Source organism: Paenibacillus sp. FSL H7-0442, assembly GCF_038593105.1.
GTDB lineage: Bacteria > Bacillota > Bacilli > Paenibacillales > Paenibacillaceae > Paenibacillus > Paenibacillus polymyxa_D.
This window is the reverse complement of record NZ_CP151963.1, coordinates 1,959,275-1,971,709: the sequence shown is the minus strand read 5'-3', so window position 1 is coordinate 1,971,709 and position 12,435 is coordinate 1,959,275. Positions and strand designations below refer to the sequence as shown.

The following is a 12,435-nucleotide window of genomic DNA, read 5'->3' as shown; positions in this document are numbered from 1 at the left end:
TGCGTACCCTCCAAGTGTCAATTAACCTTTGACACCCGAAATAGCAACCGATTCAATAATTTGTTTCTGGAAGATCAAGAATATAATCAGTACAGGTAACAAGGCTATTATTGATGCTGCCATTATAAGCGGATAGTCCGTCTGAATGGCGTAAGTCGCATTAAAATTCGCGATAACCAGTTGCAATGTCTGCGTTTCTGGTGAGTTCAAGTAAATAATCGGTGCCAAATAATCGTTCCAAATCCCCATGAACCATAAAATAAGCTGTGCCGCAACTGCTGGCTTAATGAGCGGGAACGTAATCGACGAATAGAGTCGGAAATAAGAACTTCCGTCAATTTTCGCAGCTTCGATAATGGCATCCGGTACACTAAGCAAGTACTGCCGCAGGAAAAAGATCATAACTACATTTCCGAACAAACCCGGAACGATCAGAGGCAAAAGTGTATCAACCCAGCCAAGTTTGGAAAACATCATAAACTGTGGAATCATAACCGTTGGGTATGGAATCATCATAGATGCGATGAGTGCCAAAAACAGTTTGTTTTTATGGGGAAATCTCAGCTTAGCAAATGCAAAAGCCGCCACACTGGATGTAAAGGTACCTACAACGGTAACACTTACAGCTACAATCACGCTGTTCTTGATTCCGCTTAACAAAGGCCCTGCTTCCCAAATTTCCTTATACTTGCCAAACTGGAACACCTCTGGTATCCATACTGGTGGAAGAGCAAAGACATCCTGCTTTTCTTTCACTGAAGTGGACAGCATCCAAAGCAGCGGCGCGATCATCACAATCGCTCCAATCGCTAGTGCAATAAAGATAATGATATTGGTAACTTTCGTTTTTTGACTATGGGACATAATCAGACTCACTCCTTTCCGCGAAAATCAATCCCCATCAAAGGACGATTTTTCATTCATTTTGAATTGAATCAAAGTTACGATAAAAATGAAGATGCCGAGAATCATAGCCATCGCGGAGGCATATCCCATTTGCAGGTTTTTAAATGCCTTATCCCAAATATAAAAGACGATTGAGGCGGATGAGTATTCCGGACCCCCTGTAGGTGTCATAATGTTCATTTCAGTAAAGATTTGCGAACCACCAATGATATTAGTTACGACCAGGAAAAAAGTTACTGGTTTCACCATTGGCCATGTAATATTGCGGAACATTTGGAATCCGCTAGCTCCATCTAGCTCTGCTGCTTCATAATAAGAGCGAGATACGCTTTGCAGGGCTGCCAAATATAGCAGCATCGTATATCCGAGACCCTTCCAGACGGTCATGAGGATCAAGGCCGGTTTGACCGTATCCTTATCCATTAGCCAGTTAGGACCCTTAATACCGAATATTTCGAGGAATTGGTTCACCAAACCATAGTCCCCGTTGTATGCCCAGTTCCACATAATAGAAACGGCAGCCAACGAAGAAATAACCGGGATATAGTAAATCACACGAAATGTTGTCGTACCTGGAATCTTGCGATTCAAACCTAGTGCCAGCAGTAAAGCTAGTACAAGACCGATTGGAATACCTAGCATTAAGAAAAGAGTATTGTACATCGATTTATAAAAGAGCTCATCGCTAAATAAATCTTTAAAATTGTCGAGACCAATAAAGTTCATTTGTCCCAATCCGTCCCAGTCTGTAAAAGAGCCGTATAATGAATAGATAAACGGGAATAACGTAAAGATTAGCAGACCGAGAATAGGTGGAAGAATAAATAAGTATCCATATACCTTCTCTTTGCGGTAGAGATTAGATTTGGTTATCACAGGGCTCACCTCTGTTTCTAATTTGGAATGAAGATGATGTTAGCAGCATGATATTCAGCCACTAACATCATCCTTTTTTCCTCTATTTACGCATTATTTCTGTGATTTTTTCTCTTGCTCCACCGCTTTATCCAGCAGTTTCTGCATCTTCGGTTGTTCTTGTTTCACATAATCTGCCGCCGTAATTTTACCATCCAGCACAGGTTGAATATCTGTGAAGAAAATATCGTACCATTCTGCATTATACGTATAGTTGCCTGGTAATGAGCGTCCATAGTCATTTACGATATCAATAAATTCTTGTTTATTGTTAGGCTTGGTTTTCGTATCTTTGGACCATTCATCAGCCATGTCCAGCAGATTCGGAATTTGTACCTTGGCATCTACAAGCTGCTTCATTCCTTCTTTAGAAGTCGTCAAATAGTTAACCAGTTCAACAGCTTCATCCGGGTATTTTGTTTTAGAGGAAACGCCGATACCCAGAGAACCAATCCATGTTGCTGATTTGCCAGTCGATCCGGCTGGGAACGGCAGCAAATCATATTCGAATGGCAGTTTTTCAAATGTACTCATATCCCAAGGACCTACCGGGAAGAATGCCATTTCACCCTTCATCCAACGTTGGTATGTGTCCAATGTTTGCGATTGTTCAATACCAGGTGTGATTTTATATTTGTTTTGCATGTCAGCAAAGTACTGAAGCGCTTCCGCAAATTTCGGATCATCAATCGTTACTTTAGTTTTGCTCTCATCCAGCCAGTCAGCCCCATTACTCCATACAAAGGCTTGCAATGCCCACTGAACGTTAAAGCCTGTACCGTATTGATCTGGCTTGCCGTCACCATTGGTATCTTTGGTCAACTCTTGGCTAACCTTGATAAATTCATCCCATGTATACGGTTTGTCTTTGTCAGGCAAGGGAACGCCCGCTTTTTCGAACATCGTTTTGTTGTAGCCGAGTGCGAATGGACCTAAATCCTTCGGCATACCGTAAATATCTCCTTGGCCGGCCATTTTACCGTCATAGCGATACAAATCCACACCGTATTTCCAAATGTTATCCAGTTTAATATCCTTGTTCTTCTCAATGTAAGGCGTGAGATTCTTCAACACCCCACTGTTTACATAAGCTTTCACATCTCCAGGGGCAAAGTAAAAGATATCTGGAAGATTGTTTCCTGTAATTGCAGCTCTAAGCTTTGTGGCATATTGATCTGCTGCAGTCACGACCATTTTAACCTTTACGCCAGGATGTTCCGCTTCAAATTTCTTGATTACTTCCTTATAAGCCTTTTGTTCATCTGTGCCACCACGGAACATGAATGTCAGTTCCTTACTTCCATCACTACTGGAACTTCCCCCACTACAACCAGCCAGTGCAGCCACCATTAACAACAGAACAACCATTGTTATTGCAAAACCTTTTTTCTTTATCAACGCGACCCCTCCTAAGTTTAAATGAAACCGCATACATTTAGTGTTAAAATAACTTTATACCACTCGGCCTAATCTTTAACTGTGCGGTACACAACCCGTTGTTGATTGCCGCTGTGATTATCATCCCTCTCATGTACCATATAATTAACATTTTACTTTATCAATAATGAATTCGTTTACAAACAAAATATAGCATGCCTTTCCTCGGTTCGTCAATGTATTTTTCAATCTTTTTAAATAATTATAAAACATAGATTAGAGTAACATGGAAAGCAAAATTAAATCGTATTTAAGTTAACTTTTATCGAAATAATCAGTAATAAAGCTTAAATACGAATTATTTTTGAAGTAATTCTTAATTTGGAGTTTAATTTTCTCCCCTCTTTATTTAGTAAAAAAAATTTACAAAAAAGCAGTTTACTTCTTTTTGATTTTATTTTAACATAAATCAAAGTAAATATATAAGCGCTTACATCACAATTTTTATAGATAAGGATGGTCTATAGCTATGATTTATATTAAGGACTTAATGTCAGGATTAGATATTTTTAAAGCACTGGGTTCAGAAATCCGCATTCAAATTCTCGAGTTACTTGCCTACCAGGGACAAAGTATGAATGACATTGCTAACAAACTTAATTTGAGCAACGGTACCATTACAATGCATATTCGAAAATTGGAAGAATGCGGCCTTGTGGACATCAATACCGTGAGCGGCAAGCACGGCACCCGAAAAATGTGCTATTTGAACAAGGATAAACTGATGGTAGATTTGCGCAGTAGAGAACAAAAAAATGTGTATGAGGTTGAGATTCGCGTAGGTCACTATAGTAACTATCAAGCGTCCCCCACTTGTGGATTGGTGACCCGAGACAGCATTATTGGCGATTTTGATGATCCACGCTATTTTGCAGATCCCGGGCGGCTGGAGTCGGAAATGATCTGGATGGCTGAGGGCTTTTTGGAATACCGTATCCCCAACTATCTGAAAGCGAATCAATCCTTTAAAGAAATTCAATTCTCCGCAGAACTGGGCTCAGAAGCACCCTGCTATTGTGAGGAATATCCCTCCGATATTTGTTTTCACATTAACGGTATCCCTATTGGGCACTGGACCAGCGCCGGAGATTTTGGAGAAGTGCCGGGGGTTCTCAATCCAGATTGGTGGCCACCGCATCTGAATCAATATGGTATGCTCAAATTAATTCGCATCAATCAACAAGGCAGCTTCATTGATGGGTGCCGCATTTCCGAGGTCACAATAGATGATATTAACCTTAATTATAAAAGCGACATTACACTCCGTTTATCTGTAACCGATGAATCAGAAAACAAAGGAGGACTCACTATTTTTGGCAAAAGATTCGGGAATTTCAGTCAGGATCTGCTTGTGCGCGTGCTTTACGATGTGCATGGGGAGGACAACGCCAACTCCTGACTCGCCACATGTAAAAATAGGCCGAAGCCTGTATTCATGGAATACATGTCCTCGGCCTAAACATCCTGATCCTCACTTAAAGAGATATAGATCAATAAATAAAAAATGACTGCTATCCCAAACACCAGCCAGCAAAAGGACAGCAAATGAAGCCTAGGTCCAGCATATACTCCCCAGCTCCAAATATCCGTAAGGAGCACCAGTGGCTGCAACAACACATCCCAGCTATTCCAGCGAGCAAATCTGCCTATATATACGCCTATGCTGTCCAGCCACAACAACACCAAAACTACAGCCCATGCGAGCCCCTTTGAACAAATCCTCCTCAGCATATGATGGATCACCAACACACAAAGGGATGTAAGAAAAAGGCCAAGCCCTGCTGCTGAAAAAGACGTAAATAAGATTAACCAAAATTGGGTGTTCAACCAAAAACGTGTATCAGGATTCACATCGTAAAAACGAAACGCATGAAGTAACTCAGTCACCAAATAGAGAGCATTCGGCAGAAAAAACAACCATACAATTAAAGAGAAAAATAAAAGAATACTCCTCACTTTTGTACTTCGCAGTCTGGATAAAGCCATCATGCCGAGAGTGATAAAGACCGGAACCCAGGCCAGGAATATATCCCAGTACAGAAATTGATACATCCTCGTTCCGCTTGTGGACTGTAAATACATAATGAGCCCGAAACAGCCCAACGTAGCTACAAGCAGCACTCCCAACAAACTGGGCAGCTTGTAACCCTTCCTTCTTAACAGCAAGTTTCCATCTACCTCCTGCCTGAGTTGCGTATATACGTCTTTTCTAATCCTAATTTTATAACGCTTTCATATTAAGAAAGAGGGTCTTTGTCTGTTTACTCCACGTTTCGTATGTCCTCAGATACATGGTTTGTTATCGTCAAGGCATCAAAGGTAACAGCACAGCCCTCCCCCACGGGAGATTGAGCAACAACTCCGACTTTTAGCTGGTTAGGAACATTCATCCCAAAATATCTCGCCAGCTTCCAATGCTGACCATCTGATGAATAATGAAATGCAAAGCAATTTCCAGCTCGTGCCACTCGTAAATACGGATTGGACACGTCCATCGCCCCAGAGATACAATCATCAGATGTATCCCGAGTGACCACACTAAGAATAGATGGAATGCTTTCGAAATATTCAAAACACAGCTTAGCCCAGCGGGTATCATCCGCCATTATCATCAAACATCCTGAATCATAAGGCTGCTTCATATCAACACGAACCCTCGTCCATATTGTAAAATCACCTTGAAGCGTTGTATGCAAAAAAGGTGCGGACGATTTAGTCGCTGCGCCGGACGGATCCCTAAAGAAATCTGCCTGTGAAGGTGCAAAAATTTGCAAAGACTTGGTATCATCAAATCTCCATTCTGTCGGCTCATTGATCCAGCTCCAATCCGCCGGCAAAACTTCACCGCTAAAGCGTTCAAATACGTTCATATGGATACCATTCCTCTCTGGCAATATAGTCATATAACACATTGAAATCTGGGGCACAATCCCCTTGATACCACTATATACGTTATTTTCCAGTCGTCAATAATGATGATATGTCTTTAGAGTTTATGAAAAAAAGACTTGCCATCCTGAAATGTTGTGCTTATAATTACACCTAACTTGATACGGTAACAAATTTCAATGACGAGAACGAGTAAGCTATACAGCGGATTTGCAGAGAGTTGGGGCAGGTGAAAGCCAACATTCCGAGGGTAGCCGAACGCCATCTCTGAGAAGCGGGCTGAACCTGAAGTAAGCTCTGCCGCCTTTCCAGCGTTAACCGGAACACGTATTGATGGATACGTGAACAGAGTGTCATTTCCTATGGAATGAAACTAGGGTGGTAACACGGGTATAAACTCGTCCCTTTTACAGGGGCGGGTTTTTTTGTTTTTCAAAAAGGAGGAAATCATCATGACAAATGTATCGACAGTAGTATCTATAACCGATTTTTTGACTCCAGCTGTACGGGAAATGCCGCCTTCAGGCATCCGTAAGTTTTTCGAATATAGTACAGGCAGAAAAGATATTGTATCGCTTGGTGTCGGTGAACCCGACTTTGTAACCCCTCAACATGTCAGAAAGGCCTGTATCACAGCACTGGAAAATGGCAAAACATCATACACACCAAATGCCGGTCTTCCTGAGCTTCGTGAGGAGATTGCCGGGTATCTGGAGAGCAACTTCAACACATCCTACAACCCGACAGATGAAATCATGGTTACCATTGGCAGCAGTGAAGCCCTAGATTTGGCACTACGCGCCCTCATCTCAACACACGATGAAATACTCATTCCGGCTCCATGTTATATTTCGTATTCGCCCATCACGTTTCTGAACGGAGGACATACCGTAACGGTTGAAACCTCTGCGAATCAGCAGTTCAAGCTGACAGCTGAGGCACTTCAAGCCAAGCTGACTCCACGATCCAAAGTGCTTATTCTCTGTTACCCGAATAATCCAACGGGTGGGGTGATGACCTATGAGGATTGGCTACCGATTGCCCGCCTGGTTGAGGAGCATAATCTTGTCGTCATATCAGACGAAATTTATGCTGAACTGACCTATGGACAGAAGCATGTAAGCTTCGCTGCTCTGCCAGGAATGAAAGAGCGCACCCTGCTCATCAGCGGCTTTTCCAAAGCATTTGCGATGACAGGCTGGAGGGTCGGCTATGTGTGTGGCCCCAGAGAGTTGATTTCAGCTATGCTGAAGATTCATCAATATACCGCCATGTGCGCTCCTATTATCGGGCAAATTGCCGCTATTGAATCCCTGCGTAACGGGCTGGAGGAAAAAGATCGTATGATGGAGTCCTACAATCTGCGTAGAAAATGGTTCGTTGAAGGCCTATGTCAGACAGGACTGCCATGTCACGAACCAAACGGTGCCTTCTATGCTTTTCCCTCCATTATGCACACAGGGTTAAACTCAGAGCAGTTTGCCAAGCGGTTGCTGGAAGAAGAAGGAGTCATTACTGTACCCGGTTCCGCATTTGGCTCAGGCGGCGAGGGCTTTATCCGCTGCTCGTATGCATCATCGCGAGATCAGTTGGAAATGGCTTTAGAGCGCATTAGCGCATTTTTGAAGCGCCTGTAAATGCGATTTTTCCTATCTTGAAATGAACATGAGTACTGGATGAACCCTACTGTAACAGCTTCTGAATAAGCTTTTTCTGGTGTGCTGGCAAGCCTTCCGGCCATTCCCCTACACGGCAATAACAAATGTCGGAGACTTCAGCGCTTGGTCGGAAAGTACCCGGAATGTCCGGTCGTCCTAGTCTTTAGGATGTCCGATATTCAGAACGTTTTGCACAAAATCAGTCTTGGCATCCGTGTACGCTTCACGATCATGCTGATTTTCCATCGCCAGCCGCCTTTTTAATACATCATATTGCTGAATCAGCTCAGGCTGTTCACGAAGTCGGTTCCGAAACAATAGCTGCCGATCCCAATGCTCATCAGATTTCAGTATGAGATGCAGATGTCCCTTTCTTTGATCCTGTTCCACTTTAACCAAAAATCTTCTCCATTCCCGACCGTCCAATTCAGGCGGAACATAGTTCCAGCCTGCTGGTTGTAAAGTAGACACGATCTGTTCCAGTTGATCCCAAGATTCTAATTTTGCCATTATGTCAATAATGGGCTTAGCGGAAAGATTGGGAATTGCCGTGCTTCCTATATGTTCGATTTCCGTCACCTTAAACGGCAGTAATAACTCCCGCAACTGGTGAATGATCTTTAGGCCCTGCTCTGACCAGGCAGGATCAGGATTCACTATTTTTACAGGCTCCGTAGCCCACACCGGCCAATGTTCCTGGTTTTGCTCCTCATGCATTCATGATCCCCCCCTAATTTCTATTCATGTATTCTCTCTTCAACTGTATCTTTTTGAATATCCTTAACACCATCTTGTAACTTACGGCTGTATAACTGAGCATTTTCCGCATCAAAACAAACAAAAATAATCTCATTCAAACCGGCATGTTCACGTACAAAACGTGTCACTTCCTGTATAGCAATATCCGCCGCCTTTTCTTTGGGGAAACAGTAGATGCCTGTGCTGATATTCGGAAAAGCAATGCTTCGTGCATTCAGTTCTAAAGCTAATTGGAGTGCATTATGGTAGCATTTCGCCAATAGCTCCTCTTCCCGATGGTCGCCACCATTCCACACAGGGCCGACGGTATGAATAACATATTGGGCATCCAGCTTGCCAGCTGTGGTATAAACTGCCTCTCCTACGGGACATCCACCCTGCTTGTTTCTGATACTTACACAATCTTCTAAGATAGCCGGACCGCCAGCCCTATGAATCGCGCCGTCTACGCCACCGCCACCCAGCAAGCTTGTATTGGCTGCATTGACAATAATATCCGCCTTACAACGGGTAATATCCCCTTGCAACACACGTATTGTCACGTTCAATAGTTCAATTTGGGTATCCATTGATCCTCTCCCTCTTCTAAAAATCAACTCGTTTATATAGTCATCTTATAGTCTCTACAGGCAATTTCTACTATATCGTCATAGGTTTTCAACATATAGTGCTTTAGATTTTTCCCCCGTGCGCTTGCTACTGTAGCTAATAACGGCGTATCTATAAGCTCATCAAAGCTGCTGCCCTGCGTATATTCCCGTTCAGACATGTGCAAAGCGACGTCCAATTCAATCATGTTGAAGTAGTAGACTTCTGTAAATATCAGTTCATAAGGCACAAAATCATCTGCTGCTTCCGTTGCCAGCCCCCCATTAATCTCTCCCTTTAAAATCAGCTCCTTCTTCGAATAATTCATATGCACATGGTCCAAATAGATCGCATCTCGTCCATACAATACTCCAATCGGGGTTTGAACGGCCTTTATCTGTGGCATCCACGCTCCCCTCCCTTCATCTCTATTTCCCATCCAGCAACATAAGTGCGGTCGCAACCGCATGATCCACAAAAGAACGCTCTGGGCGTGATTTCATCATCACGGTAATCCCGATTAACAAAGAGACCAACATATGCGCTAAAGCCCGTGCATCCATAGTCGCCTCAAGCTCCCCAGATTGAATACCACGTTCGAGGGTCTCCTGAAAGACAGCAGAAAGATACATTTGATGTTCTCTAGTTAAAATTTCGAATTTTTCATCATGAGGGGCTAATTCTACCATCGTGTTGATGCAAAAGCATCCCTTATTGGGTCCCTCCTCGTACTCTTCTGCCACCACTCCTCCAAAAAAATTGTAAAATGCTTCTTTTACAGATGAACTATTTTGCAGTTTAGCCCTTACACAAGCTGCATGAGATTGCGTATATTTGCGCAGCGCGGCTTCGAATAATTGCTTCTTGTCTCCAAAAGCAGCGTAAATGCTAGGACGCTGAATTCCCATTTTTAAGGTTAAATCGCTTAAAGAGGTAGCCTCGAATCCTTTTTCCCAAAAAATTTGCATCGCTGCATCCAACGCTTGATCTTCATCAAATTCCCGTGGTCGAACCATAAGCAGCTCCTTCTTTTCGTATCGTTCAGTATATTAAGATTGTATGATTACGAAAAGGAACTGTCAAATATGTACAGGATAAACTCTTGACATAACATATATGCACGAGTTATATTGACCTAAATTAATTACATACCAATCGGTATATTATACTTAACGGTATGTAACTTACAGAAAGCGATGTGGTATGTGAAAATGAAGACGTCAGAAGAAAAAGCGGTACTCTTCCCTCATCAAACGGTAGCAAATGCTACCGAAACAGCCCCCATTCCCTCCCTGTCCCGATCTGTGGCACTCCTATTTGCCATAGCCTGCGGGCTCGCTGTCGCTAACATTTACTATGCACAGCCACTGCTGGATGCGCTGGCAAATGAATTTGGCATTACGCACTCATCGGTAGGCATGGTCATTACCATCACGCAAATTTGTTATGCATTGGGTTTATTGCTGCTCGTCCCGCTTGGCGATCTTTTGAATCGACGGCGGCTGATTGCTGGGCAAATGCTACTGTCCGTGCTGGCATTAAGCGTGGTTAGCTTTGCTCCTACTCGTACAATACTGCTTATGGGAATGGCAATGGTTGGACTGCTGGCTGTAGTTACTCAAACACTCGTGGCTTTCGCCTCTACCTTGGCTAATCCGACTGAACGGGGTAAGGTCGTAGGTCTGGTGACCAGTGGAGTCGTTATCGGCATTCTGCTTGCACGAACCGTGGCCGGTGTATTAACTGATCTGGCAGGCTGGCGTTCAGTTTACCTTGTTTCTGCTATACTTACGCTGTTTATGGCTGTAGCTCTGTTGCGGGTGTTGCCAAAGAACGAACCCACGAGTGCGGCACTTTCCTATCCGCAGCTGCTCCGATCGGTTATCTTGTTGTTCGTGCAAGAACGAATTCTACGCATTCGCGCTGTCCTTGCGTTGCTCATTTTTATGGCATTCAGCATATTGTGGACTTCGCTTGTGTTACCTCTCAGTGCCCCGCCTCTATCTCTTTCACATACAGCCATCGGAGCCTTTGGCCTGGCTGGAGTCGCCGGAGCATTAGCAGCAGCACGAGCAGGGCGTCTTGCTGATCAAGGCTTGGGACAACGGACGACAGGTATCGCACTCGTTGTATTGCTGCTGTCCTGGTTACCTATCCGCTACACCGAGCATTCTTTGTTCGCTTTAGTTCTTGGCGTAATACTTTTGGATTTGGCCGTACAGGCTGTACATGTCACCAACCAAAGCTTGATTTTCAATGTTCGCCCTGAGGCACGGAGCCGACTTACCGCAGGCTACATGATATTTTATTCCATCGGTAGCGCCACCGGGGCTATTGCTTCCACTCATATGTACATCTATGCCGGATGGAACGGGGTGTGTCTATTAGGAGCTGGTGTCAGTGCTCTGGCTCTCATCTTTTGGGCTGTGACCCGACGTTCAACTTGATGGGGAGAATGCTATGGATTGAATCAGAAAAAACCGCCGGGTCCACGACAATGACCGGGTGGTTCTCTTCTGTCACGACAAAATCATCACTTGATTGCGATATAAATCAAAACAGGTTCATCAGGACTGCCATACACTTCAAAATCACCTGTGTATGTCCGCTCCCCTTGTCCCGTGGCAGCCCACTCCCAGATCGTCTGCCATACTCGGAAGATAGAAGAGGGTTCCTGAGTTGTCTGAAAAATGGCGTAGCGTGCAGCCGGAATAACAAGTTCTTCAAGATCGTCAGGAGTTTGGAAATCAACAGCCGCTTCCTTCCCGATAAAGAATGTATACTCGCCCAAAGCTCCATTTTCATAGTCAGTATAGCAACCATAGACGGAAGCAGATCCTTCATGCCCCCTGATCCGACCTGGCACACCCTCGCTCCAAAAACGTTCCCACATATTTGGAATGATCCCGTGAGATGTTTGTTCCTTCTGATTATTTGTACGTGCTTTTAGTCCAATTAAATGGATTTCACCTCGGTATTCCTCCCGAATGGGTCCATCAAGTTGAAGCTCTGTATCCTCTAAAGACCTCCACCTTTTCAAATGCGGTAGGTAATTACGCAGCATCGAAGTCGCTTCTTCTGCCTGCATCCCCTCTTCTACCAGGATAGGCACACACTGCTGAATCATCCCCTCCATAGTCAATTCAGGCTGTACAAATTCGCCTTCCTTGTAACAATACTTGCAATACTCATCCGTTTTATGATGTTGTGCATCCGTTCCATATTGGTCCTCATGCTCCAGCGGCATCCCACAACTTTGACAAGCTTTATCCATCCTCGTAAA

The 12,435-nt window shown here is 43.9% G+C and carries 13 protein-coding genes and 1 other annotated feature; of the genes, 3 read left to right on the top strand and 10 right to left on the bottom strand.

All coding sequences use genetic code 11. From position 1 onward, the window contains the following. Positions 1-21 precede the first annotated feature (21 nt). The 3 genes from MHH57_RS09045 to MHH57_RS09035 form a co-directional block, all read right to left on the bottom strand. Positions 22-864: a carbohydrate ABC transporter permease gene (locus MHH57_RS09045; RefSeq protein WP_029516751.1), complete on the bottom strand. Its 843-nt coding sequence runs from the start codon at positions 862-864 to the stop codon at positions 22-24. 27 nt (positions 865-891) lie between these two features. After that, positions 892-1,782, bottom strand: a complete 891-nt coding sequence (locus MHH57_RS09040) for a sugar ABC transporter permease (RefSeq protein ID WP_342435027.1) — start codon at positions 1,780-1,782, stop codon at positions 892-894. A 93-nt stretch (positions 1,783-1,875) separates the two neighbouring features. Beyond that, positions 1,876-3,219, bottom strand: a complete 1,344-nt coding sequence (locus MHH57_RS09035; RefSeq protein WP_250244585.1) for a sugar ABC transporter substrate-binding protein — start codon at positions 3,217-3,219, stop codon at positions 1,876-1,878. A gap of 508 nt (positions 3,220-3,727) precedes the next feature. On the opposite strand from MHH57_RS09035, the gene MHH57_RS09030 reads away from it, so the two are divergent. Next, complete coding sequence (locus MHH57_RS09030) at positions 3,728-4,657, top strand: ArsR family transcriptional regulator (RefSeq protein ID WP_342435026.1); 930 nt, start codon at positions 3,728-3,730, stop codon at positions 4,655-4,657. A gap of 56 nt (positions 4,658-4,713) precedes the next feature. Here the strand turns inward: MHH57_RS09030 and MHH57_RS09025 are convergent, their stop codons facing one another. Further along, positions 4,714-5,424 (bottom strand): DUF1361 domain-containing protein, encoded by a 711-nt coding sequence (locus MHH57_RS09025; RefSeq protein WP_069011353.1) that lies wholly within the window; start codon positions 5,422-5,424, stop codon positions 4,714-4,716. A 95-nt stretch (positions 5,425-5,519) separates the two neighbouring features. Then, on the bottom strand, positions 5,520-6,128 hold the full coding sequence (locus tag MHH57_RS09020) for a DUF1349 domain-containing protein (RefSeq protein ID WP_029516748.1): 609 nt from the start codon (positions 6,126-6,128) through the stop codon (positions 5,520-5,522). A gap of 189 nt (positions 6,129-6,317) precedes the next feature. After that, positions 6,318-6,556, top strand: a binding site (T-box leader). Between the two features lie 43 nt (positions 6,557-6,599). Here MHH57_RS09020 and MHH57_RS09015 point away from each other — a divergent pair. Continuing rightward, positions 6,600-7,784: an aminotransferase class I/II-fold pyridoxal phosphate-dependent enzyme gene (locus MHH57_RS09015; protein WP_029516747.1), complete on the top strand. Its 1,185-nt coding sequence runs from the start codon at positions 6,600-6,602 to the stop codon at positions 7,782-7,784. A gap of 177 nt (positions 7,785-7,961) precedes the next feature. Here the strand turns inward: MHH57_RS09015 and MHH57_RS09010 are convergent, their stop codons facing one another. From MHH57_RS09010 to MHH57_RS08995, 4 genes are read right to left on the bottom strand one after another with little or no spacing between them, the layout of a single operon-like run. After that, positions 7,962-8,522: a GrpB family protein gene (locus tag MHH57_RS09010; RefSeq protein ID WP_029516746.1), complete on the bottom strand. Its 561-nt coding sequence runs from the start codon at positions 8,520-8,522 to the stop codon at positions 7,962-7,964. A gap of 20 nt (positions 8,523-8,542) precedes the next feature. Next, positions 8,543-9,133 carry an O-acetyl-ADP-ribose deacetylase gene (locus MHH57_RS09005; RefSeq protein WP_049816950.1) on the bottom strand — a complete coding sequence of 197 codons (591 nt, stop codon included), beginning with the start codon at positions 9,131-9,133 and terminating at the stop codon, positions 8,543-8,545. Between the two features lie 32 nt (positions 9,134-9,165). Then, on the bottom strand, positions 9,166-9,558 hold the full coding sequence (locus MHH57_RS09000) for a hypothetical protein (protein WP_029516744.1): 393 nt from the start codon (positions 9,556-9,558) through the stop codon (positions 9,166-9,168). A gap of 22 nt (positions 9,559-9,580) precedes the next feature. Next, positions 9,581-10,168, bottom strand: a complete 588-nt coding sequence (locus tag MHH57_RS08995; RefSeq protein WP_029516743.1) for a TetR/AcrR family transcriptional regulator — start codon at positions 10,166-10,168, stop codon at positions 9,581-9,583. Between the two features lie 195 nt (positions 10,169-10,363). On the opposite strand from MHH57_RS08995, the gene MHH57_RS08990 reads away from it, so the two are divergent. Further along, positions 10,364-11,599 (top strand): MFS transporter, encoded by a 1,236-nt coding sequence (locus tag MHH57_RS08990; RefSeq protein WP_340955108.1) that lies wholly within the window; start codon positions 10,364-10,366, stop codon positions 11,597-11,599. Between the two features lie 86 nt (positions 11,600-11,685). On the opposite strand, the gene MHH57_RS08985 is transcribed toward MHH57_RS08990, so the two are convergent. Continuing rightward, positions 11,686-12,426 carry a zinc ribbon domain-containing protein gene (locus MHH57_RS08985; RefSeq protein WP_029516741.1) on the bottom strand — a complete coding sequence of 247 codons (741 nt, stop codon included), beginning with the start codon at positions 12,424-12,426 and terminating at the stop codon, positions 11,686-11,688. Between the last annotated feature and the right edge of the window lie 9 nt (positions 12,427-12,435).

Excerpts from the sequence above, each read along its gene's own strand:
- MHH57_RS09045 (WP_029516751.1), bottom strand. The coding sequence starts at position 864 with ATGTCCCATAGTCAAAAAACGAAAGTTACCAATATCATTATCTTTATT.
- MHH57_RS09030 (WP_342435026.1), top strand. The coding sequence starts at position 3,728 with ATGATTTATATTAAGGACTTAATGTCAGGATTAGATATTTTTAAAGCA.
- MHH57_RS09020 (WP_029516748.1), bottom strand. The coding sequence starts at position 6,128 with ATGAACGTATTTGAACGCTTTAGCGGTGAAGTTTTGCCGGCGGATTGG.
- MHH57_RS09015 (WP_029516747.1), top strand. The coding sequence starts at position 6,600 with ATGACAAATGTATCGACAGTAGTATCTATAACCGATTTTTTGACTCCA.
- MHH57_RS09010 (WP_029516746.1), bottom strand. The coding sequence starts at position 8,522 with ATGCATGAGGAGCAAAACCAGGAACATTGGCCGGTGTGGGCTACGGAG.
- MHH57_RS09005 (WP_049816950.1), bottom strand. The coding sequence starts at position 9,133 with ATGGATACCCAAATTGAACTATTGAACGTGACAATACGTGTGTTGCAA.
- MHH57_RS09000 (WP_029516744.1), bottom strand. The coding sequence starts at position 9,558 with ATGCCACAGATAAAGGCCGTTCAAACCCCGATTGGAGTATTGTATGGA.
- MHH57_RS08995 (WP_029516743.1), bottom strand. The coding sequence starts at position 10,168 with ATGGTTCGACCACGGGAATTTGATGAAGATCAAGCGTTGGATGCAGCG.
- MHH57_RS08990 (WP_340955108.1), top strand. The coding sequence starts at position 10,364 with ATGAAGACGTCAGAAGAAAAAGCGGTACTCTTCCCTCATCAAACGGTA.
- MHH57_RS08985 (WP_029516741.1), bottom strand. The coding sequence starts at position 12,426 with ATGGATAAAGCTTGTCAAAGTTGTGGGATGCCGCTGGAGCATGAGGAC.